This window comes from Pectobacterium sp. HCp5_1, from assembly GCF_032905925.1.
GTDB classification, from domain to species: Bacteria; Pseudomonadota; Gammaproteobacteria; order Enterobacterales; family Enterobacteriaceae; genus Pectobacterium; species Pectobacterium brasiliense_A.
In genome coordinates, this window is sequence record NZ_JAUMIO010000044.1 from 1 (window position 1) to 24,991 (window position 24,991).

17 protein-coding genes and 1 pseudogene are annotated in these 24,991 nt (G+C 53.8%); 13 read left to right on the plus strand and 5 right to left on the minus strand.

The window, feature by feature from the left end; all coding sequences use genetic code 11:
- Nucleotides 1–1,002 precede the first annotated feature (1,002 nt).
- Entirely contained in the window at nt 1,003–2,175 is a 1,173-nt protein-coding gene (locus Q3A88_RS19815; protein WP_110162263.1) for a dienelactone hydrolase family protein, read from the plus strand.
- Between the two features lie 70 nt (nt 2,176–2,245).
- Here the strand turns inward: Q3A88_RS19815 and Q3A88_RS19820 are convergent, their stop codons facing one another.
- The 4 genes from Q3A88_RS19820 to Q3A88_RS19835 all read right to left on the minus strand — a co-directional run bounded on the left by Q3A88_RS19820 (nt 2,246) and on the right by Q3A88_RS19835 (nt 8,465).
- Entirely contained in the window at nt 2,246–3,463 is a 1,218-nt protein-coding gene (locus Q3A88_RS19820) for a multidrug effflux MFS transporter (protein ID WP_233989474.1), read from the minus strand.
- 116 nt (nt 3,464–3,579) lie between these two features.
- Nucleotides 3,580–6,669, minus strand: coding sequence for an efflux RND transporter permease subunit (locus Q3A88_RS19825; RefSeq protein ID WP_317178499.1), 3,090 nt, complete (start codon nt 6,667–6,669; stop codon nt 3,580–3,582).
- On the minus strand, nt 6,666–7,775 hold the full coding sequence (locus Q3A88_RS19830) for an efflux RND transporter periplasmic adaptor subunit (protein WP_317178500.1): 1,110 nt from the start codon (nt 7,773–7,775) through the stop codon (nt 6,666–6,668). The genes Q3A88_RS19825 and Q3A88_RS19830 overlap by 4 nt, the downstream gene beginning before the upstream one ends.
- A gap of 75 nt (nt 7,776–7,850) precedes the next feature.
- Nucleotides 7,851–8,465, minus strand: coding sequence for a TetR/AcrR family transcriptional regulator (locus tag Q3A88_RS19835; RefSeq protein WP_039320038.1), 615 nt, complete (start codon nt 8,463–8,465; stop codon nt 7,851–7,853).
- An 87-nt stretch (nt 8,466–8,552) separates the two neighbouring features.
- Here Q3A88_RS19835 and Q3A88_RS19840 point away from each other — a divergent pair, with 87 nt between their 5' ends.
- The 6 genes from Q3A88_RS19840 (at nt 8,553) to Q3A88_RS19865 (ending at nt 17,132) form a co-directional block, all read left to right on the plus strand.
- A complete protein-coding gene (locus Q3A88_RS19840; protein ID WP_317178501.1) occupies nt 8,553–10,022 on the plus strand; it encodes an efflux transporter outer membrane subunit in 1,470 nt (489 codons plus the stop codon).
- A gap of 68 nt (nt 10,023–10,090) precedes the next feature.
- Nucleotides 10,091–10,876: an SDR family oxidoreductase gene (locus tag Q3A88_RS19845; RefSeq protein ID WP_317178502.1), complete on the plus strand. Its 786-nt coding sequence runs from the start codon at nt 10,091–10,093 to the stop codon at nt 10,874–10,876.
- Between the two features lie 269 nt (nt 10,877–11,145).
- On the plus strand, nt 11,146–12,945 hold the full coding sequence (lepA, locus tag Q3A88_RS19850) for a translation elongation factor 4 (protein WP_317178503.1): 1,800 nt from the start codon (nt 11,146–11,148) through the stop codon (nt 12,943–12,945).
- A gap of 182 nt (nt 12,946–13,127) precedes the next feature.
- Nucleotides 13,128–14,627 (plus strand): SulP family inorganic anion transporter, encoded by a 1,500-nt coding sequence (locus Q3A88_RS19855; RefSeq protein WP_317178504.1) that lies wholly within the window; start codon nt 13,128–13,130, stop codon nt 14,625–14,627.
- Between the two features lie 108 nt (nt 14,628–14,735).
- On the plus strand, nt 14,736–15,917 hold the full coding sequence (locus Q3A88_RS19860; RefSeq protein ID WP_039285604.1) for a mandelate racemase/muconate lactonizing enzyme family protein: 1,182 nt from the start codon (nt 14,736–14,738) through the stop codon (nt 15,915–15,917).
- A gap of 381 nt (nt 15,918–16,298) precedes the next feature.
- Nucleotides 16,299–17,132 carry a transporter substrate-binding domain-containing protein gene (locus Q3A88_RS19865; protein ID WP_014915956.1) on the plus strand — a complete coding sequence of 278 codons (834 nt, stop codon included), beginning with the start codon at nt 16,299–16,301 and terminating at the stop codon, nt 17,130–17,132.
- A 36-nt stretch (nt 17,133–17,168) separates the two neighbouring features.
- Here Q3A88_RS19865 and Q3A88_RS19870 read toward each other — a convergent pair whose 3' ends face one another.
- A complete protein-coding gene (locus Q3A88_RS19870) occupies nt 17,169–18,578 on the minus strand; it encodes an MmgE/PrpD family protein (protein ID WP_233989503.1) in 1,410 nt (469 codons plus the stop codon).
- Nucleotides 18,579–18,729: 151 nt separating this feature from the next.
- Here Q3A88_RS19870 and Q3A88_RS19875 point away from each other — a divergent pair, with 151 nt between their 5' ends.
- The 6 genes and pseudogenes from Q3A88_RS19875 to Q3A88_RS19900 all read left to right on the plus strand — a co-directional run bounded on the left by Q3A88_RS19875 (nt 18,730) and on the right by Q3A88_RS19900 (nt 24,889).
- On the plus strand, nt 18,730–19,407 hold the full coding sequence (locus Q3A88_RS19875; protein ID WP_317178505.1) for an amino acid ABC transporter permease: 678 nt from the start codon (nt 18,730–18,732) through the stop codon (nt 19,405–19,407).
- An 8-nt stretch (nt 19,408–19,415) separates the two neighbouring features.
- Nucleotides 19,416–20,081, plus strand: a complete 666-nt coding sequence (locus Q3A88_RS19880; RefSeq protein ID WP_317178506.1) for an amino acid ABC transporter permease — start codon at nt 19,416–19,418, stop codon at nt 20,079–20,081.
- A 33-nt stretch (nt 20,082–20,114) separates the two neighbouring features.
- Nucleotides 20,115–20,932: pseudogene (locus tag Q3A88_RS19885) on the plus strand (amino acid ABC transporter ATP-binding protein).
- Between the two features lie 22 nt (nt 20,933–20,954).
- Nucleotides 20,955–21,869: an aminotransferase class IV gene (locus tag Q3A88_RS19890; RefSeq protein ID WP_317178507.1), complete on the plus strand. Its 915-nt coding sequence runs from the start codon at nt 20,955–20,957 to the stop codon at nt 21,867–21,869.
- A 106-nt stretch (nt 21,870–21,975) separates the two neighbouring features.
- Nucleotides 21,976–24,030, plus strand: a complete 2,055-nt coding sequence (locus Q3A88_RS19895; protein WP_317178508.1) for a hypothetical protein — start codon at nt 21,976–21,978, stop codon at nt 24,028–24,030.
- 433 nt (nt 24,031–24,463) lie between these two features.
- Entirely contained in the window at nt 24,464–24,889 is a 426-nt protein-coding gene (locus tag Q3A88_RS19900) for an SMEK domain-containing protein (RefSeq protein ID WP_317178509.1), read from the plus strand.
- Nucleotides 24,890–24,991 lie beyond the last annotated feature (102 nt).

Here is a 24,991-nt window from a genome sequence, read left to right on the forward strand (position 1 = left end):
TGCTGCTATGATCGGCATCGCTCAGTCCGGTTGGTGATTTGTTTGGTTTGGCGATTGATCAGATCGCATAACTCGGACTGAGTTCCCTTCGAGTGATCTACTATTTGGCGAAGCTATTTAGGGTGAGGTCTTTCAGGCCATCATATCGGCGTACATCAAACCAAGATAACGCAGTCCTGATTTCTTCTATTTCTTTTTGTGTAGTCATTGTTCTACCGATTGCTTTTGTGTTTCATAAAAGTTAACCCATTCAACATGATAGAGAAAGTGGAAAAGAGGTGCGGTTTTTCAGAATGGTGTGAGAGCAGATAAGTAATCTTGGATGTAAGAGTTTTCATCTTGACTAATCATTCTTTCTTTACTAAAAAATAACTAATTGTTTTATATCAATTACTTTAATTAAAATAACGACAACACCATGTTGATAATGAAAATAAATTTAGATTCGTTTATTTAGATGATTATGACAACAACCAATTGTTTTTAATTGACATTAAATCGATAAGAAAATAATAATGATGGTAAATATGTTGGTAAATAATCAACTTGTTTTTACAATCCCATTAATAACAGGAGTTGCAGATGAAGTTCGAGTCCAGTCAGAGGAGCCAAATTTAGAAAATCCCGCTTAAGGAAACTTAAGCGGGATTTTTGTTTTTATCATTTTATTCAATGCCTTCACCTGCAAAAGTCTTTCCGGTACACATTCTGTTTTCCCTCTGCATCGGGAGAATCTAGTGGTCAGATTTGGAGTCTTTCCGGTTCGATAATGGAGTGACCCGCATATGTCTCTTAGCGACTGTCTCGTCACAGAGCGAAACCCACAGCGCCCAAACCTTCTGATAACCCCTTAAAACTATCCAACTCACACGGCCTATACATTTATTTAAACCGCAGCTCAATAGACCTTCTGTTGCCGTTGAGGCCGTAATGAATACCTGATATTCATCGACGCGCGTTGAACGAAAAAACCTCATCAAACACTTGCTAAGGTTAACAAAAATGCGACATCACTCTATAGCCAGATTCATCAGAGTAACCGTCATTACTGCATTGTTTTGTCTCTCCTTTTCTTCCATCGCCACCCCAATAAATGCTTCACTAAAAAACCGGCAATTTGAAGGCCTAATCAGGGAGCCACTTTCGTTACAGGTCACACTGGATAATGGTAAGCCAGCCGTACTCGATGCCTTCGTCACCCGACCAGTCAGCCAGACAAAGCTCCCTGTGGTGGTGATCACGAATGGCACCGTAGGTACGGCCGAATTTGATCGCTGGGAAATGAACCCAAACCGCGAATCGTCAACGGCGCTTGCCTTTGCGCGTCACGGCTATGCCGCGGTGACCGTTCTACGGGAGGGGTACGGTTATTCAAGCGGTGGGGCTGAATATTCAGGCGGTTCCTGTAAGCAGCCGCTGCATAAGCTGGCAGGTGAAAAAGACACCCGAGATATGCTGGCCGCGCTTGAGGCTATAAGGCGCCAGCCCTGGGCCTCACCGGATAAAGCAGTACTGGCGGGTATGTCCGCAGGCGGTTTTGCCGTGCTGGCAACCAGTGCGGCCAACCCTCCCGGCGTTCAGGCTATCATCAATTTTGACGGAGGCCGGGGTTCCATCGACGGTAAATCACTTTGTGATAGATCCGGCCTGATTAAAGCATTCACCACGTATGGCCTCACCGCACGCATTCCTTCTCTGTGGCTCTATTCCAGCAATGATCAATCGTTCACACCAGAAATGGGCAGAGCATTTTATGACGCCTATCGTAGCGGTGGTGGTAAAGCTGAATTTATCGAAATGCCCGCTTTTGAAAAAAATGGACACGTCTTTATGGATACAGCCCCGGAGGATTTCTGGTGGAAAACCGTGGCGGGATTCCTTGCGCAGCAACACTTGCCAGTCGAGGAAGTCGTGACCTTACCGGTAACACATCTTACTCCCCCCGCAGACCTGAATAATCTTGCAGGCAAAAAGGCATTCAGACAATACGAAGCGGCACGACTTTACGAGAAAGCATTTGCGACAAACAAAAACGGGGCATGGGGAACAGCATACTGGGCGCGAACCGGCAATGAGGCAGCTGTCGCAGCCGTCAAGAATTGTGAAAAATTCCAGCACAAAGGGGCAGTGAGTTGCACGGTCTATGCCATCAATAATGAGGTTGTCGCAAAGTAGATCTGTAATGTCATTCGGAACCCCTTCGGGGGTTCCGCATCGGGTTAATCAAGCAGATACGTTTACAGCATTACGCCTTTGAGCGCGTATTCGTTCTCATCAGCGGACCACTGAGAAACAATACCAGTGCTATCAGACAGGCCGTCACCTGTATACCGCCCAGCGTGGTGACAGCGGGAAACGTCAGTACCGAGCCCAGCCAGGTTGTTATCGCCGCCATTCCCATCGTCAAAAACCCAAGCAGCGCGGATGCCAAACCCGCTTCTTTCCCGAAAGGCCCCATCGTAATGGCCGTTCCCAGTGGATTGGCTAAGCCCATTCCCCAGAGGAAGACGATCATCGACAAGGTATACCCACTGAGACTTGGTGCTTCCGGACCAAGCAGTAGCAAACTCCCACCGGCTAACGCGGTAGCGAGCCCCACCGACGCCACGCTTCTCGGACCATAGCGACGCGCCAGTCGCGGCGCAGCCATTCCCGCCCCGAAGACAACAAATACGGTGGAGGCGAAATAGAGTCCGGCCTGGAATGACGATAAGCCAATCCCCTCCATCAGAATCGCCGGTGCCGCACCGAAAGAGGCAAACAGGCCGCTCATCAACAGACTCATCGACAGTGCCGGAAGGATAAATTTCCCATCCACAACCAGCTTGCCGTACGCCACGATGACGCTCGGAATGGAGTACGGTGCACGACGCTCAGCGGGATGCGTTTCCCCCAGCCCGTGCGCATATAAGATGGCGATGACAAAGGCGGCCAGCCCCACCAGGATAAAGATCGCGCGCCAGCCCAATGTCGTCGTCAGTACGCTTCCCACCAGCGGTGAAAATCCGGGGGCCGCCGCTGTCGCGATCATCGTCAGCGATAGCGCCCGCGCCAGCGTTTCACCGTCAAACAGATCGCGTGCAATTGCTCGGGCTAACACTGCCGCAGCGCAGATGCCCAGCGCCTGAATGACCCTTCCGACGATCAGCGTTTCAAGTGAACCGGCAAGGCCGCCGACGACAGTGCCAACGATGAAGATGGAAAGCCCTCCCAGAACGAGCGTCTTGCGTCCATAACGATCCGATAACGGGCCGACAACCAATTGAGCCAGCGCGAACGTGATGAAAAAACTGGATAGCGTCAGACCAAGTTCACGGGGGGATGCCCCTAGCTGCTCTCCGATATCGGGGAAAGCCGGAAGAATAATGTTTGTAGACAAGATGCTAATCGCCGAAAGCCCCGCTAATAACGCGACAATTTTTCCGGTCAATTGCGGGCTTTCGAAGGAATGCGTTTTCGCCATAATGACAGTGCTCATGGTGATTTTAATGACAATGACGACGTGGAAAACTGTGCCACGCAGCAGACTGGATAACGCTCGCCACCCTGTGTGACGAGCGTTTTCATAGGAACGACGGCTTACACCGCGGCGGGTTTATCGACGTGCTTCTCATTCTCTGGACGTATCTTGAACCAGATAGCGTACATCGCAGGCAGAAACACCAACGTGATGATGGTGCCGCCAAACGTCCCGCCAATCAGCGTGTATGCCAGCGTGCCCCAGAAAATAGAATGAGTGAGCGGGATGAACGCCAAAATGGCGGCCAGCGCGGTCAGCAACACAGGTCGGGCTCGCTGCACCGTCGCCTCCACCACCGCATCGAATGGCGAGAGTCCTTCCTGCTCGTTGTGATGGATCTGCCCGATAAGGATCAAAGTATTACGCATCAGGATACCGGATAGCGCAATCAACCCCACAAGCGCATTGATACCAAACGGCTGGTTGAAGAGCAGCAGCGTTGGCACCACGCCAATCAGCCCCAGCGGTGAAGTGAGAAACACCATCACCATTGCCGACATTGACCGCACCTGTAGGATGATGATCAGCAGCGTGATAGCAATCATGATAGGAAACAGCGGTACCATCGCCTGAGTAGCTTTTCCTGACTCTTCAATCGGGCCAGCCTGTTCAATACGGTATCCGGCCGGAAGTGTATCGATGATGGGCTGTAACTGTTTCAGGATCGCCATAGAGACATCCGGCGGCTGCAGATTTTCGGCGATATCACCCCGTACAGTAATGATCGGTGTGCGATCGCGGCGGCGCAGGATAGGATCTTCCATCTTCACGTCGACTTCCCCTATCTGCGACAGAGGAATACGCTGACCGGCAGACCCCACGAGCGTGAAGCCCGCTATTTTTGCTGGATCAAGCCGGATATCCCCGGCAGCACGCCCCATGACCTGTACCGCGCGGATGTCTTCACGCACCGACGTGATCGGAACCCCCGAGAGCAGGAACTGAAGTTGCTGAGCAACCGCATTCGATGTCAATCCCACCGCCTGCAAACGATCCTGATCGAGCGTGAAATGCAGCGCCGGCACCTGCGGCCCCCAGTCGGTATTGACGGTCCTCATCATCGGATTTGCCAGCATCACCGTTTTCACTTTGTCTGCAATCTCACGCAGCGTGGTCGGATCCGGCCCCATAACACGGTAGGCCACCGGATAAGGTGAGTTAGGGCCAAACACCAATTGAGTCACCCGAACAAGCGCTTCCGGTGCCAGGCCATTGGCCGCCGCTTCACGAAGCCGAAACTTGAGCGCCTCACGCGCTTCCTGGCTGTCCGTCAGCACGACAATTTTTGCAAACGACGGATCGGGCAGCTCTGGCGACATAGCCAGAAAAAAGCGCGGTGAACCTTGCCCAATGTAAGACGTAACAATTTTTGCCTCTTCCTGCTTCTTCAGCCAGTCCTCTACCTTCGCCGTTGCCGCACTGGTCTGCTCAATGGAAGTCCCATAGGGCATCTGCACTTCTACCAGCACTTCAGGACGATCGGAGGTCGGGAAGAATTGTTTTTTAACCAGCGCCATACCTAAGATCGCTACGGTAAAGGCAGCCACCACGGTACCTGCCACGATCCATTTCCGCGAGATAACACGCGTCAGTAAACGGCGAAATTGGTTGTAATGGCGGGTGTTGTAGATGGCGGCGTGTCCCCCCTCTACGGTTTTGATTTCCGGCAGCATTTTTACGCCCAAATAAGGCGTGAAGACCACCGCAACGACCCAGGAGGCAATCAGGGCAATACCGACGATCCAGAACATGTTGCTGGTGTACTCACCGGCGGTGGATTGCGCGAAACCGTTAGGCATAAAACCCACAGCGGTGACCAGCGTACCTGCCAGCATCGGGGCAGCCGTGTGGCTCCAGGCATAGGCGGAGGCTTTAACACGGCTATAGCCCTCCTCCATTTTCACCACCATCATCTCGATGGCGATAATCGCATCATCGACCAGCAAACCCAGCGCCAGAATGAGAGAACCCAACGTAATTCGGTCAAAGTTTTTACCGGACGCTTCCATCACCACAAAAACGATAGCCAGCGTCAACGGCACCGCGGCGGCAACGACAACCCCCACGCGCCAGCCCATGCTGATAAAGCAAACAACCAGCACGACAAGCAACGCGACGAAGAATTTGATCATGAATTCGTCAACAGACGAGCTGATATTCACCGACTGATCGGTGACTTTCGTCAACGTCATGCCAAGCGGCATGCCTTCATTGATTTTGGTCGTCTCAGCATCCAGTGCCTTCCCCAAATCCAGGCCATTCCATCCTTCACGCATCACAATGCCCAGCAACAGCGCCGGTTCTCCCTGATTGCGAACCAGGAAGGTCGCAGGATCTTCATAGCCACGCTCAACGGTTGCTACGTCTGAAAGCTGTAACGTCCTACCCTGTACAACAATCGGCGTTTTACGGATCTTGTCCAACTTGTCGAAAGCGCCATCCAGGCGAATAAAGACCTGCGGCCCGCTCGTATTAATCGAGCCGGCAGGCGTCAGTTCGTTCTGGCTATTCAGCGCGGAGAAAATGTCCTGAGGAGCAATACCCAGCGTCGCCAGCCGGTCGTGTGAGAACGACACAAAAATACGTTCAGCCTGTTCCCCGATGATATTGACCTTCTTCACGCCCGGCACATGCAAGAGACGCTGACGCAGCGATTCGGCATCACGAACCAGTAAACGCTGCGGCTCGCCCTTCGCCTTCAGCGCAAAGAGCGCAAAGGTCACATCGGAGAATTCGTCATTAACCATCGGTCCAACCACGCCTGCCGGCAGGTTCCTGGCTTCATCGCCGAGCTTTTTACGCGCCTGATAGAACTCTTCCTGTACCTGTGAAGGCGGCGTACTGTCGAGCAGTGACAGCATGGTAAAAGCGAGTCCAGGACGCGTGTAAGTCTCACTGCGGTCATACCACTTGAGTTCCTGCATGCGCTTTTCCAGCGGTTCGGCCACCTGATCCTGCATTTCCTGAGCGGTCGCCCCCGGCCAGACAGAAACAATGGTCATCTGCTTGACCGTAAACGGTGGATCTTCTGCCCGCCCCAGTTCAAAGAACGAGAGAATGCCCGCGACGGTAATCAGGATAATAAGAAACAGCGTGATGGAGCGCTCACGGACAGCAAGCGCCGAAAGATTGAATCTTCCCTCGCTCATGGCTGGCTCCCGGCGACGCTGGCATCGCGCTGTTCAATCACTCGGACCGCCTCGCCGTCATGCAGCAAATGCGTTCCCAAGGCAACAACCTGCTCTCCCGGTTTGAGATTCCCGATCACCTTTGCCCTATCGTCGCTAAGGCCAGACATCTGAACGGGTTGCCATGATACTTTGGCGGGATCGCCTGAAATACGCCAGACACCCGGCCCTTTCCCTGGATCATAGATTGCCGCTAAAGGCACCTGTAGCATCTGGCGGGATACGTCATCTTGCGCAATGTGGAGCGTAACGGTGGATCCGAGCGGTGCGCTCGCCAGCTCACCTTCAAGCACATACCTCGCTTCGAAGGTACGCGTCAACGGATCGGCTGCATCGGAGAGCAACCGCAGTTTCGCGGGAACACGCTGTTCTCCTGCGCCATAGCGCATTGCCTGCGCTTCGCTTCCAACCGCGGGGCGTAGCGTTTCGGGCAGTTGTACGATGGCTTCCCGCTGCCCCGCGCGCGCTAGCCGAACAACAGCCTGTCCTGCACTCACCACTTGACCGGGTTCAGCCAGTGTATTCATTACCACGCCGTCGGCATCGGCCAGCAACACGGCATACTCCGTCGCATTGCGTGCTACATCAGCCTGAGCCTGTGCGGCGCTCAGTTCCGCTTTCGCCGTCTCGGCAGCCGCCTTTATTTGATCGTAAGCCGAAGCGGATACCGCACCTGCGGCAACCAGACCACGATAGCGAGCTTCGTCATCGGTCGCCTGTCTGGCACGGGCACGGGCCGCGGTAACGGCCTGCTGCTGGGCTTGTGCCTGTAAGCTGAGATCGATAGGGTCCAGACGCATCAAAGGCTGGCCGCGTTTCACGGTCTGGCCGGTATCAACCAGACGTTCAAGGATTTTGCCTTGCACCCGAAAACCCAAGTCGCTTTGAACTCGTGCGACAACAACACCGGTGAATGAGCGAGAAGCCTCAACAGCACTCACCACGGTAGCCGCTCTCACCAGAGGAGGCTGATTGCGTGGATCGTCGACATCGGAAGCGTCGCCACACGCCACCAGGGCGAGAGGCAACAGGCAAACAGCAAGAGTGGTGGATTTTAGCCGAAGCATGGGTTCCCTTCTTAAATGAGCAGGACAGAAACCGCATTCTCCAACTAGTGACCAATATTGTCAATGGTCACTATTTTAAGGTGCCAGGCTACGCAATATTAACGACGGTAATAACACCGCAGCGGACGCTGACGAATCCAGGTTGTATTGCAGTTGAATAGGGCAAGCATAAGGACGCATGACCAGATAGATGGCCTCTGCCGCCTCATCCAGCGGCGTCTTGCGCTCAAATTCCCCGGACTGCCGTCCCTCAAGAAGAATTTGCTGAACAAGCTGACGTAGTTTTTCTTCATAAGCAACGGCTGAAGGCCAGCGTTCGCGCGAGGATACCGCGGCGATCTCATAAAGCTTGCGATCGTGAAAAAATAAATCGCTACCCGCCTCTATCAAGGCCTTATACAGGCGCCTCAGTTTTTCTGAAGCCGTTGGCGCATCCACCAGCTCCGCGTTGACAATATCCATAATCATTGCCAGTCGGTTAGTACAAATCATCTCACCGATGGCCTGTTTGGAATCAAAAAACTTGTAGATGTAGGCCTTAGAAAAACCAATCGCTTTGGCCAGATCGGACACGGTGGTCTTCTCATAGCCAAAGTGTCCAAAGTGCTCAGTCGCCGCTTCAACAACCTGATCTCGAACGCTGTGATCCGACGGCCCGCGTGGGGACTGTGTATTCATGTGTTTAGTCATTACTCAAGCTTAGCTCACCGAGCGCTGATTGACAACGAGTGACCAATACGTAATATGGTCACAATCTTTTTGACTCAAGGAATTCCTATGTTATCCCTCCGTACCCTTTCCTTGGTGGTGACTACGAGCTTAATGGCAGGTTGCGCCGTTGGGCCGGATTATCACCGTCCGGACGCGCTACTCGCGGATCGTTATCAGGCGAAATCCGTCATAAAACCGTCTGCAGAACAAGAAAGCGCAGCTCAGGCAGCCAACCTTGCGGTCTGGTGGGAAAGCTTTAATGATCCCTTACTGAGCCAGTTAGTTTCAAGGGCACTCGCGCAGAATCTTGATTTAGCTCAGGCGTCCGCACGGATGAGTCAGGCGCGTGCCGGGCTTGGCGCAGCAACGGCGGCGCTGCTGCCCTCGGGCAACATCAGCGGACAAGGCACTCGCGCCTACCAGTCAATTGAAACGCCACAAGGTCAGCTACTCAACTCGGTTCCTGGCTATAATCGCTACGGCAATGCTTATGAAGCCGATCTCAACGCCAGTTGGGAGCTTGATGTATTCGGTGGCCTGAGACGCGGCCGTCAGGCGGCACTGGCTGACTATCAGGCTTCAGAGGCGGGCGTCGCGGCCACACGGCTGGCCGTCGCCGCTCAGACTGCCGATATTTATATCACTCTGCGCGGGTTACAAACGCGTCTGGCGATCGCCAACAGTCAGGTCAAGACACAGCAAGAGCTGCTGGATAAGGTACAGCTACTCCACAGTAAAGGGCTCGCCGCAGAATATCAGGTTCGTCAGACGGAGGGCGCGCTTTCGCAGGTTCAGGCAACCGTGCCCGCTCTCCAGACCGGGATCGATGCCGCGATGAACGCATTGGACGTTATGCTCGGCACACCTCCCGGCACGCATCGGGCCCAGTTGTCCAGCTCACAGGCCATTCCACAGCCTCCGGCGCTCATAGCAACGGGGACACCCGCCGATCTGCTGCGCCGCAGACCCGATATTATCGTGGCCGAACGCCACCTCGCGGCGTCCAACGCACGCATCGGGGTAGCCATCAGCGAGTACTATCCTAAATTCTCGCTCAGCGCCTTGCTCGGTAGTGCAACGTCGGTGTCGAGCAGCAACCTGTTCTCCAACGGTGCCAGCCAATCGGCGGGGGTATTAGGGCTGCGCTGGCGACTCTTCGACTTCGGCCGCATTAACGCCCAGATCGATCAGGCGAAGGGACAGGAAGCCGAAGCGCTGGCGGCTTACCGTCTGTCGGTACTCCGTGCGACCGAAGACGTTGAGAACGCCTTCTCGGCCCTGGTCAATCGCGAAACGCAGGCCGCAACGTTAACCGCCGGTGAGACCGCGTTAGCCAGCGCGCGGCAGTCGTCGTTCATCGCCTACCAGAAAGGAACAAGCAGCCTGATTGACGTTCTTCACGCCGATGAAACCCTGCTACAAACCTCCGATGCCAGGGCTCAGGCTCAAACCGAATCGGCACGCGCAGCCGTCGCCACATTCAAGGCGCTCGGTGGTGGCTGGCAGCCGCCAGAAACCACTGCGAAGGCACAATAAGATACTCACCCAACACAGCCACAAACTGGCACCTGTACCATTGAAACTAAACAACTGGAGTTATTAACATGACAGTAAAAAACAATACATGGGTGCTTATCACGGGGGCTTCAAGCGGGTTTGGCGAGGAATTCGCAAGGCAATATGCGGCACAAGGAAAGTCGCTCATCCTGGTGGCGCGTCGGCTTAATAAGCTTGAAATACTCGCGGAGGCATTACGCAAAGATTTCAACGTCGATGTAATAGTTGAACAAGTGGACCTTTCCGTGATTACCGCAATCAGCGATCTACACAGCCGACTAAAAGAACAAAATATTGTGGTTGATATATTAATTAATAACGCTGGCCACGGTTTGCAGGGCAGCTTTTTAGATCAATCACTGGGTGAGTCGCTGGATATGATCAATCTGGATATCACCAGTTTGACAGCGATAACCCGGCTCTTTGCAGAAGATATGCGCGTCAGGCACAAAGGACATATTTTGATGGTCGCCAGCTTGCTGTCTTATCAAGGCGTAAAGAATTTTGCCGTTTACTCAGCAGCTAAAGCGTATGTGCTCCGGTTTTCCGATGCTCTGCATCGTGAGCTTAAAAGCGATGGTATCACTGTCACTGCACTGTGCCCGGGCATGTCTGACACCGGTTTTGCTACGGCAGCCAAACAAAAACTCACTCCTGCGCTAAAAGGTGTGATGATGCAACCTAAACCTGTTGTTCAGGCTGGTATCCGGGCTCTTCAGGCTGGGCGAATGAGCGTTGTTCCAGGTATGGGAAATAAAGCGATTACATTTCTGACTTGGGCCACTCCACGCTGGTTACATCAAGCCATCATGGCTCGCGTGATGGGTGTTTAAAGAGAATTCCGGAAAGCCACAGGAGCGAACAGCCCTCGTAATGGAATGCACCTCTCAATCGTCGTGTATTAAATTTTCGGGGGAACAATCCACATCAAACATCATGACTTGCCGCCGCAAAATAAAACGCGCTATCATCGCGGCGGCTATTCACTTTTACATCTTTTGATTTTCATCTTCGCTGGATTTTTTCAGCGCGAATTTCTCTGTCTGTTCTCAACGTCGCACGCGATACCGAGCCAGACATCATGATGTGAAAGGCCTTTTCTATGTGTACACCTCAAATTCGTAATTTCTGCATTATTGCCCATGTCGATCATGGCAAATCCACCCTCGCCGACCGCTTTATCGAACTGACTGCAACCGTCGCCCAACGTGACATGCGCGAACTGCTGCTGGATTCGATGGAGATAGAACGGGAACGCGGCATCACCATCAAATTGCAAACCGTACGCATGAGTTATCGGGATGAGAAAGGTCTGCGGTATCAGTTCAATCTGGTGGATACGCCGGGACACGTCGATTTTTCTGCAGAAGTCTCCCGCAGTCTCGCCGCCTGTGACGGTGCGATTCTTCTGATCGACGCCACGCAGGGCGTTCAGGCACAGACAATCACCAACTTCAATCTCGCCCGACAGCAAGGGCTGACTATTCTGCCCGTCCTGAACAAAATCGACAGCCCACAGGCTAACGTGCCGCAGGTAATGCAGCAGTTGGCGGCGATTCCCTCGCTGGATATCAGCACCGTGCTGACGGTCTCTGCCAAAACCGGTGAGGGCGTGGCCGAGGTACTGGACGCGATTGCCCACCATTTCCCGGCACCAACAGGGCTTGCCGATGCCCCGCTGCGCGCGCTGGTGTTTGATTCACATTACGATCCCTATCAGGGTGCCATCATGCATGTACGCGTGGTGGATGGCAGTATTCAGGCTGGTGCAACGCTACGTTTCATGTCATCAGGAACACGTTTTGAGGTCACCGAAACCGGCGCTTTTTTCCCCCATCGTCAACCTTGTACCGCGTTAGAAAACGGTGAAGTCGGTTATCTCGCGGCGGGACTGAAAGACGCCGCCGCCATCCGGGTGGGCGATACGCTGACGTCAGCCGAACACCCCGCGACAGAGCCGGTTGCTCGCTATCAGGACATGAAGCCGATGGTGTTTTCTGGGCTCTATCCCGATGCGGACGACGATCTGAAAGGCTTGCGTAACGCCATGAATAAGCTGTCACTTAACGATGCGGCGTTGCACTGGATTCCCGATGTTTCCGCCTCACTGGGTGCCGGTTTCCGCTGTGGTTTTCTTGGGATGTTACATATGGATATTGTTCGTGAACGGCTCAGGCGCGAATACGGCATCTCCGTGATTGCCACCGCGCCCAGCGTGGAATACCGCGTCACGTTACATAACGGCCAATGCCTGACGATCCATAATCCGGCACATTTCCCCGGAGAGGACGTGTTGCACTTCGTCGAAGAACCCTATGCTATCTGCTCCATCAACACACCGGACGCCTACGTCGGCACGTTGATGGAATACTGCGCCTCGCGCCGTGGGGAGTTTATCGACATGCAATATCTCGATAACGGCAGCGTGACATTACACTGGGAGCTGCCGCTCAACGAGATGATCTTCGGCTTTTTTGATAACCTGAAATCGCTCACACAAGGCTATGCCACGCTGGATTATGAGCCCGGTCGCTACCGGCGTTCCGATTTAGTGCGCTGCGACATCTACCTCGATAGCCAACTGATCGATGCTTTTTCCTTCATTATCGCCCGTCATAAGGCATGGGCGCGGGCAACCGAGATCGTGAAAGCGTTGAAGTACGTGATTCCGCGCAAGCTGTACCCCGTTCCTGCTCAGGCCAAAATCGGTAATCGCGTTATCGCGCGCGAAGACATTCCCCCGCTGCGAAAAAGCGCATTGGCACAAGGTTTTCAGGGCAGTCTGTCGCAGAAACAGCGACTGATCCGTAAACAGCGGGAAAATAAAAAGCATAATGTTGGTTTCTCGAAACGAGACATTCCACGCGAAGCGTTTATGGCTATTCTGGCGATTGATGCCTAATTCCTGACGGAGAGAACACAACGAACGGGCGGATAGAACGACGCGCTATCCGCCCGCTCGTTTTCCTACTGACTTTTCCTTGCCTGCCGATGACGGACAGTATCTTTTATACTGCCGATAATTTATCCTCTCCCGCCTTTCATCATCGACCGATAAATAAGAAAAAGTAAGAGCCTGCACCTATGATCTCATCACCCGACGCAACGCCGACGTCAGCGCCCTCTGCCACGTCAACGCTTGCTGTATTACGTTCGCCCTCGCTGCTGATGCGCGAGGTTTTGGCGGGCACCATCACCGCACTGGCACTTATCCCAGAGGTGATTTCCTTTTCCATCATTGCGGGGGTTGATCCCAAAGTCAGCCTGTTCGCCTCCATCGTATTGTGTTTCACCATGTCTTTTCTCGGTGGTAGACCGGCGATGGTTACTGCGGCGGCGGGTGCCGTGGCGCTGGTTATTGGCCCGATGGTACACGCACACGGCGTGGCCTATATTCTGCCTGCGGTGATCATGGCAGGGATCGTTCAGATTCTGTTTGGATTGGCAGGACTGGCGAGGATGATGCGCTATATCCCCCGTTCGGTGATGATCGGCTTCGTGAATGCGCTGGGCATCCTGATTTTTGCCGCGCAGGTGCCGCATATTTACGGGCAATCCTCGCTCGTCTGGCTGCTGTTTGCGCTGACGCTCGCGATTGTTCTGCTACTGCCTTATGTGGTGAAAAGCATTCCCGCGCCGCTGGTTGCCATTGTGACGGTGACCGCGATTGCCATGTTTACCGGCATAACGGTGCCTAACGTCGGCGATGCTGGCTCCATGCAGCCCGGATTGCCGGGTTTCACCCAGTGGCTGGCGCCGTTCAATGTTGAAACGCTGCACATCATCTGGCCGACCGCGCTGAGTATCGCCTTTGTCGGGCTGATGGAATCGCTGTTAACCGCCAAACTGGTCGACGACATCACGGATACGCCGTCCAGCAAGCGTCGCGAATGCTGGGGGCTGGGCATTTCCAATCTCTTCGCTGGGTTTTATGGCGGCATTGCCGGGTGTGCGATGATCGGGCAGACCGTCGTCAACGTGGAGCTAGGCAAAGCGCGCACGCGCATTTCCACCCTCGCCGCCGCGCTGGTGCTGTTGCTGCTGGTGACCGGGCTGAGCGAAATCATGACGAAGATTCCGATGGTGGTGCTGGCGGGCATCATGATGATCGTCGCACTGAAAACGATGAACTGGCACAGCCTGCATCCGACGACGCTGAAGCGTATGCCGCTGTCGGAAACGCTGGTGGTCATCGTGACGGTTGTCGCGACCGTCTCGACGGGGAATCTCGCTATCGGCGTGGCAGGCGGCGTGATTTTTGCCATCCTGCTGTTTGCCCGCCGCGTGGCGCACGTCATTCACGCAGAGCGTCAGGTGAGCGAAGACGGGCAGTCGGTGCATTACACCGTACGCGGGCCTCTGTTCTTCGGCAGCAGTAACGATCTCTTCGAGCACTTTCTCTATGCGCAGGATCCGCAGAACGTCACCATCGATCTGACGCACGCCCAAATCTGGGATGCCTCCAGCGTGGCGGCACTCGACGCGATCGAAACCCGCTATCATCGCTACGATGCGAAGGTCACGATTATCGGGCTGGATACCCATAGCACCAAAATTCACCAGCGCCTGTCCGGGCATCTCTAAGTCATCCGGCGTTCGAAGACGGTTACCGTCTCGGACGCCAGCGTTGACAACGCGCACGCCTCTGTGATTAGACTCAATCCTAAGCAGGCTAACTTAAGGAAAGGGTTGATGAAAATTACCGACGTGCGCGTGATTCTCGCGAATCGATATATGTTTGTTGAGGTCACCACTGACGAGGGGTTGACGGGCATTGGCGAATCCGGTGCCTGGGGGTTTCTCGATGCTTCTAAAGGTGCCGTCGAGGCATTGCGCACGTACCTGATTGGGCAAGACCCGCTGCGTATTGAACACCACTGGCAATATATGTACCGCTGCTGGCATTTCCGCGGTGCCGCCATCATGGGTGCCATCAGCGCCATCGATATCGCCCTGTGGGATATCGCAGGCAAGTATTACGATACGCCGGTTTATAACCTGCTGGGCGGACGCTGTCGCGACAAAGCTCGCGTTTATGCCCACGCGGGCGGTCGCACCACAGAAGAAACCATCGCCAACCTGAAACAGGCCAAAGCCGACGGCTTCACCGCGATTGGTCATTTGACGCCTTTTCTGGATGAATCACGCGATACCCCCTACTTCACCACTCACGCCAAAGAGATCGGCGAAGCCATAGAGCGCATCGGTCTGTATCGGGAAGCGGTCGGTAACGATGTCGATCTGTGCATTGAAGTCCATCGTCGTCTGAAACCCGCCGATGCCGTGGTGTTCGCTCGCGGCATTGAGCCGTTTTATCCCTATTTTATTGAAGACCCTATCGGCGCGGATAACTTCGATTCGATGGCGGAAGTGGCCGACAAAATCAATATTCCTATCGCCACCGGCGAGCGCCTGAATAACCCGCAGGAGTTCGCGATGCTGATTCGCCGCAACGCCGTCGCCTATGTGCGCCCTGACGTCTGCATGTGCGGCGGGATTACCGGTGCGAAAAAAGTGGCCGCGCTGGCAGAAGCCAACGATTTAATGGTGGTGCCGCATAACCCGCTCAGTCCGGTGTCTACCGCGGCCTGTTTGCAGATCGCCGTCAGCATTCCCAACTTCGCGCTGCTGGAATATCCAGGAGATGACCAGCCGGCGCTGTCGGAAAAATTTGGTGCGACTGGCGTAGAGAACGGCGTGCGGAAGAAAGACGTGGTGAAGAACACCTTCAAATGCGTGGACGGATTTATGGAGATCCCGACACAGTCCGGCATCGGTATCGAGCTGGCAGACGATCTGGAGAACCGCTTCCCTTATCGCCGTCGCGGCCTGAAAACCCGACTGCACGTCGACGGTTCCGTCGTCGATCAATAACCGCGTTTCGGCAGGCCTCTGAACACGGCAATAGCGTTAGATGACGCTGCCACGCAGCGTCTAATACGCCGTATACTGTGAGTTAATTGCCAATAGTTAAAAAGCATAGCGAAATTATTGCTATGCCCTGCCGCAGGGGGAAAACACGGTAAATAGCGGCAATACTCATCGGCTAAGGGACGAGATAAACAGAACAACCCCAGACGCCGCGCCCTACCGCAAGGCAGAACGTACGCCAACGTGATTTTTCTCTCAATGAATCGTTATATTTATCTGGAATGAGATAAGGCGAAAAGAACTAATTTCGCTATAAGTATTTCGCTACTCTGCATGAGCGAAATATATCGCCTCGATTAAAACTCAATCACCAAGGTAATGATAATGAAACGTTCACTTCACCAGGTATTCATGGCGATCACGCTGATTAGCGCCTCCTTTTTCAGCCAGGCCGCCGACACACAAACTTCGACATGGCAACACATCAAACAGACCGGTGAGTTGCGCATCGGCGTGGCACAGGGCGAGCCCTGGTATTTTAAAAATCCATCAACCGGAGAATGGGACGGCATCGGCTATAACATCGGTAAAGAACTGGCAAACGATCTGGGGGTCAAGCTGGTGACGGTGGAAACCACCTGGGGCAATGCCATCGCCGCCTTACAGACTGGTCAGATCGATACCATGCTGGTGCTCGACCCAACGGAAGAGCGGAAAAAAGCGGTCGATTTTCCTGAGCAGCCCTTCTTTTGGTATGCGCAAGGCGTGTTGATTCGTGATGGCATTACGGTGACCAACTGGGACGACCTCAATCGGGAAGATGTTAAAATCGGCGTCACGCTGGGCTCCAGCCCGGACCTGATTTTAACCAAACGTCTGCCAAAAGCGCAGCTGGTGCGTTTCCCGAATATGGATGAAGGCGTGGCCGCGTTCTATGCGGGTCGGGTCGATGCGCTGTCCTATTTCCACCCTGCTCTGGCGCTGCAACAGGCTAAAGTCGGCAAGGGCAACCTGATTCTGCCGAAGCCGATTATTGAGGTCAGCACCAGCGGGGCAATCCGTAAAGAAGCCGATCAGACCTTCCATAACTTCCTGAATGACGAGTTTGCCAAGCTGTATCAATCCGGCAAGACGCAACACTACTATGAACAGGCGCTTAAACTGCGCGGCGTGGACGTCAGCAAAGTGCCATCGGTCATTAAAGAAGACTGGAAATAAGTCAGAAACGGTTAAAGGCGACAGCCCTGAACGGAGTCAGGGCATCTGCATTAGCGGGGTCAGCAGCGCGGCGACATCCTGACAGTGTTCCAGTTCGGATAACGCCGCCGTTGCCTCCGCAACCGTTGTTGGGGCAAGCAGGGACGAGAGATTCTCCGCAAACTTCGCCATGATGTGGCTTTCCGCCAGCGGGTGTTCTGCGCACCCCAGCGGAAACGCAATGCGCTCACCGCTCACCACCGTTCCCCGCGTGACAACGTCAACCTGCAACACCGGCCGGCGCGCCTGCGCCATCAGTTGGTCGAGCTCGGGAGAAACTTCAACGTCAACCTTATCGGCCAGTGCCAGAAGTTCAGGGTTGGTTAAGGTGTCGTCGGCACTCCAGCGATGGCGCGGAATTCGATAGGCCAGACAGGCCAGCGCAAACGGCAGGCTGAACTGCGCATCCGTCGCATTTTGCGGCCGCCTATCCATGAAATCAGCGGCTAGCCTCTGGCTTCCTTTGACCCGAATCTGCTCAATAGCCTGCGGCGACAGCGCCAGATCGTGCTGGACGCGCTCGAAGGATTCCAGTGCGGTATGTATCCAGCGGCAGGCCGGATACGCCTTGAAACTGGCGTGCTGGATCGCCCACTCCTCCCCTAGTCCATCCAGCAATACCGCTTCGTCAAAGCGGTCGGACCCCATCATGCGCCAGAATCCCTGCTCGCCGGACAACACATTCCGTGGCCCGATAATCCCGCGGCGATGCAGCTCGACACCACGGACGCCCGCTTCTGCGGCTGGCGCGTTGTAATCCTTAAAGGAAACCAGCGGCCGCTGCTGCCAGTTATATTTGTGCAAGCTGGGCAACGGCGTCAGCGACGCCGCCAGACCGATGGCGTTCTCTAACCCTGCGGCATCACACCCTGTGAGTAATCCGTAGGCCACCGCTGCCCCGATGGATTCATGCTGGCACACGCCATAGACCTGCTGAAAACGCGCCGGACTCGGCTGCTGAGACTGAATGATCCGGCCATTAATTTCATACGCCGCAGCCAGCGCACAGATCAGCGTTTCGCCGTCGATCGGGCGCTGTCCAAGTGCCGCCAATGCGGCGGCAACCAGCGTGGCACCGGGGTGCCCCATACCGCGCCCGGCAACCTCATAACCATCATCGTAATCCAGCGCATTGATCGCCGCCGCATTCAAAAACGCCGCGCCGATGGCCGCCAACGGCGCGGCGCCATCTAATACCGGGCAATTGCCCACCGCATAGTGCAGGCGGGTGACACGCGCGCAATCCCGCACCACCTGGCTACTCGCACCGGCAATGCCGCAGCCCAGACTGTCGATAAAATGCAGCACGATTTTTCGTCTTAACGCAGCGGGAATATCCTGAATCGTTAGTCGATGAGCAAAGGTCGCGAGGCGCAACGTCAGAGGAAGTTCAGCAGCATGAGGCATCGGCATATCGCCATTCTTTTATAAATAAAAGGAATATTAGCACCACGTTTTATTATTTATTTATCATTTTTTCGACCTGCTAAGATGCATCGGTTCTAACAAAATAAGAAACCTATTTCCTAATTACGCTGTTTCCAGGGGCTCTGCATCTATGTCTTATCAGTGGGATTTTTCCGCCATCTGGCCCTATCACCAGTTGCTGCTGGAGGGGCTATGGGGAACGATAAAGATCGGTGCCACCAGCATCCTGATCGGGATGGTGGCAGGCATGGTGCTCGCCGCCATGAAAATGTCGCCCCGTCGGCTCTTGCGCCTGCCCGCCGCGATGTTGATTGGCTTCTATCGTAATACGCCCGCGCTGGTGCATTTTTTCTGGATTTACTACGCCCTGCCCGTCATTACGCCGTTAACGTTTTCGCCTTTTACCGCCGCCGTGATCGCGCTGTCCGCACAGTCCGGTGCCTTTTATGCCGAAGTGTACCGTGGCGCGATCTCTTCGATTCACTCAGGACAATGGGAAGGGGCAAAAGCGCTCGGCATGTCGAAGGCAACCGCGCTGCGTCGGGTCATTCTTCCTCAGGCGTTACGCCGCATGATTCCGCCCTTCATTGAGCGCTCGTTTGAACTCATCAAATCCACGTCGCTGGCGTCATCACTGGCCTACAGCGAGTTGCTTTATCAGGCGATGCAGATCAACAGCCAAACCTACCGACCGCTGGAAGTCTACAGTCTGGTGGCGGTGATGTATTTCACCCTGCTGCTGCTGATTAGCCTGTTCAGTCAACATATTGAGAAACGACTGTCGCTGACCGATCGTCGGCTCGCGTAAGGAACATCATGCACTATCAATGGGATTTCTCGCTGGTCTGGCACAACCTTCCCGTGCTGCTGAAAGGCCTTGGCGTTACGCTCGAACTCTGGCTGCTGGCCGGTGTGCTGGGCACCGCGCTGGGGCTGGTTCTCGGTCTTTTTCGCGTGTTTGGCAAACGCTGGCTGTCGCTGCCCGCCAGATGCTTTGTCGAAATCTTCCGTAATACGCCCGTCCTGATCCAGCTGATCTGGTTTTATTACGCCTTTCCGGTTCTGGTCGGTGTGCAATTCAGTACCTTTGCCGCCGCCGCACTGGCTCTGACGCTGTATAGCGCCGCGTACTGTACGGAAATTTTCCGCGCCGGCCTGCAATCCATCGACCACGGACAGTGGGAAGGCGCGAAAGCGCTGGGTATGCGGCAGGCGGTGATCCTGCGGCGTGTGGTTCTGCCACAGGTATTGCGCAACATGTTGCCCGCGCTCACCAACCGGATGATCGAGCTAGCCAAGGTGACCTCGCTGGCCTCCATACTGGCCGTCAACGAACTGATGTATCAGGGGCGGCTGCTGAGCAGTACCTATTATCGTCCGCTGGAAATCCTGACGGTGGTGGCGCTGCTCTATTTCGTTTTGATCTGGCCGGGGAGCTACCTTGCCGCACGACTTGAACGTCATTTCCGTTCAACCCCCTAGCCCCAGCGCCACAGGATTGCTATGAGTGAAACTATGATTTTTAATGAAAACAGTACGTTGAGTGGAAATGAAGCGCTGAATGACGATATCGTCCTGCGCATTCGCGGGCTCCAGAAGCGCTTCAGTGCCGTTGAGGTCTTGAAGGGGATCGATCTGGATGTACGCCGCGGCGAAAAAATTGCCATCATCGGCGGTAGCGGGTCGGGAAAAAGTACCCTGCTGCGCTGCCTGAATTTTATGGAGATCCCCAGCGCCGGTACCATCGAACTCGATGGCGTGGTACTGGGAAAAACCAACGCGCAAGGCCAGCGTGATTATCCCGAAAAGCAGCTGTGCGCCGTGCGTGAACGCGTAGGCATGGTGTTTCAGCAATTCAATCTGTTTCCCCATCTGACCGTGCTGGAAAATGTGCGTGAAGCGCTGGTATCGGTGAAGAAAATGTCGCGACATGACGCCGATATCATCGCCAAAGCGCAGTTGGAAAAGGTCGGCTGAGCAACAAGCAAGAAGCCCGTCCCGACAGCCTATCCGGCGGTCAGCAACAGCGGGTGGCAATTGCCCGTGCGCTGGCGATGTCACCGGAAGTCATGCTGTTCGATGAACCCACATCGTCACTGGATCCAGAACTGGTGGGTGAAGTGCTGCACACCATCCACGCGCTCGCGGAGGAAGGCCGTACCCTGCTGTTAGTCACCCATGAACTGGGATTCGCCTATCACTTTGCCGACCGCGTTATCTTTATCGAAAATGGTGTGATCCACGAAATGGGCAGCGCCGAGCAGGTGCTCAAAAATCCGCAGCAACCCCGTACCCAAGCCTTCCTTGCTCGTTTTGCCGAGCGAGCGTTTTAACTCATCATTCAGGAACAGTACGATGCAACCCACCTTATCCAGCCAGAGCAGTCAGGCCTATTTGCAAGATCCGCGTAACAACGACGTACAGGTATATGTGAATGGGGAATTTGTTCATCGCGATAACGCGGTGGTGTCGATCTTTGATTCCGGCTACGTGTGCGGCGACGGCGTATGGGAAGGCTTGCGTCTAGTTAACGGCCGCCTGATTGCGCTGTACGCTCATCTCGATCGCCTGTTCGAGGGTGCCGCCGCAATCCAGCTGGATATCGGCCATAGCCGGGAAGAACTGACCGCTATTCTCTATCAAACGCTCGCCATCAACGGCATGACCGATGGCGCGCATATTCGCCTGATGATTACCCGAGGGAAAAAGCATACGCCGAATCAGGATCCCCGCTTTATTATCGGCGGTGCTACCATCGTGTGCGTGGCGGAGTATAAAGTCGTCGATACGGCGGCGAAAAAACGCGGGCTGACGCTGTTTACCTCCACCTACCGCACCAGTACGCCAGACGTCTTCGATCTGCGGCTAAATTCGCACAGTCGACTTAATCTCATTCAGGCGCTGCTACAGGCGTTGCAGGCCGGTGCCGATGAGGCGCTGATGCTGGATCCGCACGGTTTTGTCGCCAGCTGTAACTCCACCAACTTTTTTATCGTCCGTCGCGGTGAACTGTGGACGTCGTCGGGCCGCTACTGCTTCAACGGCATCACCCGTCAGACCATTATCGATCTCGCTCAGACCAACGGACTCACGGTCAAGGCGCAGGATTTTACACTGGCAGAAGCCCTTACCGCCGATGAAGCCTTTGTCACCGGCACGCTGGCGGGTATCACCCCGGTAAAAGCGCTGGACGGTCGCCCGTTTAACCCCGAACACCGCCCGGTAACCGAGCAGCTCAGCCGCTGGTATGAGGCGTATCTGCACGCGTAGTGATTGAGGCGCTACGTTCAACAACGAATTGATTCAACGAAATATTAACCGTCAGAAACATTTCATGTAACCTAAGCGCCACTTTTTCAAAAGAGCAGGTCAGGGAATGAAAGCCGTAAAGTTACTGTTTGGCATCCTACTACTGAATATGGTCATAGGGGTCAACACGGCTATCGCCGCCCCAGATGACACCCCACACCCTTTTTACGCAGGTAAAACGCTGGCGCATCCGATCATTTCGGGCGCACGCGACAGCAGCGCCCTTCTGGTTTTCATTCAGGAAAATCAGGTGGTCAAAGGCTATTACTGCTTCTGTAGCGAAGAGGATCACAGTGTCGATCACCTTCCCCACCTGCTCGGTACCTTCCCCGATTCCACCATTGAATCCGTGTTTTATGTCGACGTGGACCAGGCGGGTCAAATCACGCTGGTGTTGAGTAAAAGCCACGGCAAGTTCGCCCTGCGCGGTTGGCGTTACATCGAAGACGGCAGCTATATTCCGGTGCTGAGTTTACAGCCGGTTCTGGACAAGCTGGTTCGCGAGAATAAGGATCTCAATGCAACACTGGTGAAACGCGCCCTTGGCAAGCTTCCACCTTATGACTACAGCGCGCAGTACCCTAAGTTCGATAATCACGATTTCGATAACATCGACTTTACTCAGGGCAACGTTGTTGGCTGGTATCTTGACGATGGCACACCTTCTCATGCTGCGAAACAGCCAGCAGACAACGTCTACGCCTATAAAAAAACCTTTGCGGAAAAAGACGGTTTATTTCTCACCGTCACTTTCCGTCGCGCGGAAGACAGCGCAACACCCGGATTTCGCGCGACAGCCATTAGTTGGCAAGCTGACCCGGCTAAATTCAGCGGCAGCGAGAATGGGCCTTATGTCTATTACTCGGCGCAATATGGCTTAGTAAAAGGTTTTTTCCTACATGGCGTTCCTGACGGAAAATGGACCACCGTCGGCGAGAACTTCGGCAGTTCAGGTAGCTATGTAGCGGGACAACAGCAAGGCCAGTGGACCATCAGCGATGGGCAAGAAACGGCAACGGGATTGATGAAAAACGATGAACGTGAAGGCCACTGGGAGATCACCGACGGCATGGATGGCAATGCACCAGAGCTAAGTGGCTTCGATACTTACCTCAATGGCCAGCGTCATGGCCCCAGCGAGCGCCATCTGGCGGGTGTGCTACGCTCGAAGGGCGATTATGTTGATGACCAGCCTCAAGGCATGTGGATCACCGAAAACGGCGAAGGCCCGTTTGTGAAAGGCGTGGCTAACGGGATGTGGAAACTCAAGACGGCTGACGGCGAGATCCAGCAGGTCGAACTGATCGCTGGCGTAAAGCAGGGAGAACTGCGCTGGAGTGATAAGCAAGGTCGCCTGACACAAATCATTCATTATAAAGATAATCTTCCTCACGGCGTGTACCAGAAGTTCAACGCTGCCGGAAAAATGGTTTATCAGGCTGACTATGTCATGGGCAAACTGGAGGGCCGTGAAATCGAATATTATGACGATGGCACCACTGTGCGCGCCGATCGCGGCTACCACAATGGCGAACTCGACGGCCCGAATATCTATAATTTCCCCGACGGAAAACCGAAGTCCATATCAACCCTTGACCGCGGTTATGAAGTCGGACTGATGCAGGAATTTACCGCCACTGGCGTCAAAATTACCGAACGCAATTACTGCCCTCTGTCGATGAGCGGTCGCGGCTACTGCGGTAAACAGCAAACCTTCAACCCTGACGGCACGCCCCTCACCGAAACCGATTATCTGTTCAACCGCCAGCAAACCAATAATACCTGGTATGCGAACGGTCAGCGTCAGGATGAAACGCGTATCGGCACCGATGACAGCTACACCCAAATCAGCTATTACCCTAACGGCCAGATGCAATGCATTAGTCGCGCGCAGGGTTTCAAACCGTTGGTGGTCGATGGCAAAGAGTACAAAAATTATCAGGGCGCGCTGCGTCAGGGTGAAAGCGCCTGTTATTACCCCGATGGCAAAGTCAAAAGCAGCGGAATCTGGAAAGACGGCAGGCTGACCACCGGCTGTGAAACCCGTTTCGATGAGAACGGAAAACAGACCGCCCCCGGCCCTAAAGGCTGCGTGATTCCAAAATGGGAGTATGAACAATGAGATCCCACACAGGAGAAACGCTCAGTAATCGATGATTCTGCACGGGTGTGCGGGTGATTCATATCCTTTCGAAAGTGGCACCGCATTGAGTGAGGTTATATGGAGGCAGTTGCTTTCCATGACTCACTCAATGGGATAACGATAAGCCCCGACGTTTGCTCGGGGAAATTGAGTCGCCGGGGTTTATAGGCCGTTCAGCGGTATTATTCAGCGATGTCTCAGGTTTAAGAGCTCGTTTGGGATTGTTTGCTTTGGGCGAGAGGCGGACGTCATGAGACGTGTATAAGATATAGTATAAATACAAGATTCGGTTATTTTCTTTCTTAACTTAAAATAAGTACAGAAAGGTCTTGCTTACGTAAGGCCTTTTAAGTTAAATCTGTTCATTATTATTTAATAATAGGTCATTAATGCTAATAAATAAGGTGGTTGTATGTTACATAAGAAAACAACACAAGAAAATGTAGCTTTTGGACTTGCTGTACTTAACTACTATCTTCGTTTCAATTCTAAAGCAAATTTACAGGACGCTAATGTAAGTTCAGAGGAATTGATAAGTAATTTAGTAAATATTCTGAATGGCAATAATTTTATCTGCACATCGGAAATTTCAGCAAATTATCCAGGAATAGATGCTATAGATAAAACAAATAGACTAGGACTCCAGATAACACATACAAAAACCAATTCAAAAATTAATAAAACAATAGATAAAATTCGCGAAAACAAAGTTAACAATGACATTGGCGTGCTATATTTTTTCATTACATCAAGAAGGCAGAAGAAATACACTATCACAGCACAATGTCCAAATCTAAACGTCACAGTAAATAACATACTAAATAGCTTCGCCAAATAGTAGATCACTTGAAGGGAACTCAGTCCGAGTTGAGCGATCTGATCAATCGCCAAACATCACAAACCACCAACCGGACTGAGCGATGCCGATCATAGCAGCAAT

Coding starts and splice junctions, on each gene's coding strand:
- Q3A88_RS19820 (WP_233989474.1), bottom strand. CDS start 3,463: ATGGCGAAAACGCATTCCTTCGAAAGCCCGCAATTGACCGGAAAAATT.
- Q3A88_RS19870 (WP_233989503.1), bottom strand. CDS start 18,578: ATGCCTCATGCTGCTGAACTTCCTCTGACGTTGCGCCTCGCGACCTTT.
- Q3A88_RS19900 (WP_317178509.1), top strand. CDS start 24,464: ATGTTACATAAGAAAACAACACAAGAAAATGTAGCTTTTGGACTTGCT.
- Q3A88_RS19815 (WP_110162263.1), top strand. CDS start 1,003: ATGCGACATCACTCTATAGCCAGATTCATCAGAGTAACCGTCATTACT.
- Q3A88_RS19860 (WP_039285604.1), top strand. CDS start 14,736: ATGAAAATTACCGACGTGCGCGTGATTCTCGCGAATCGATATATGTTT.
- Q3A88_RS19855 (WP_317178504.1), top strand. CDS start 13,128: ATGATCTCATCACCCGACGCAACGCCGACGTCAGCGCCCTCTGCCACG.
- Q3A88_RS19835 (WP_039320038.1), bottom strand. CDS start 8,465: ATGACTAAACACATGAATACACAGTCCCCACGCGGGCCGTCGGATCAC.
- Q3A88_RS19845 (WP_317178502.1), top strand. CDS start 10,091: ATGACAGTAAAAAACAATACATGGGTGCTTATCACGGGGGCTTCAAGC.
- Q3A88_RS19880 (WP_317178506.1), top strand. CDS start 19,416: ATGCACTATCAATGGGATTTCTCGCTGGTCTGGCACAACCTTCCCGTG.
- Q3A88_RS19875 (WP_317178505.1), top strand. CDS start 18,730: ATGTCTTATCAGTGGGATTTTTCCGCCATCTGGCCCTATCACCAGTTG.
- Q3A88_RS19830 (WP_317178500.1), bottom strand. CDS start 7,775: ATGCTTCGGCTAAAATCCACCACTCTTGCTGTTTGCCTGTTGCCTCTC.
- Q3A88_RS19890 (WP_317178507.1), top strand. CDS start 20,955: ATGCAACCCACCTTATCCAGCCAGAGCAGTCAGGCCTATTTGCAAGAT.
- Q3A88_RS19825 (WP_317178499.1), bottom strand. CDS start 6,669: ATGAGCGAGGGAAGATTCAATCTTTCGGCGCTTGCTGTCCGTGAGCGC.
- Q3A88_RS19865 (WP_014915956.1), top strand. CDS start 16,299: ATGAAACGTTCACTTCACCAGGTATTCATGGCGATCACGCTGATTAGC.
- Q3A88_RS19895 (WP_317178508.1), top strand. CDS start 21,976: ATGAAAGCCGTAAAGTTACTGTTTGGCATCCTACTACTGAATATGGTC.
- Q3A88_RS19840 (WP_317178501.1), top strand. CDS start 8,553: ATGTTATCCCTCCGTACCCTTTCCTTGGTGGTGACTACGAGCTTAATG.
- lepA (WP_317178503.1), top strand. CDS start 11,146: ATGTGTACACCTCAAATTCGTAATTTCTGCATTATTGCCCATGTCGAT.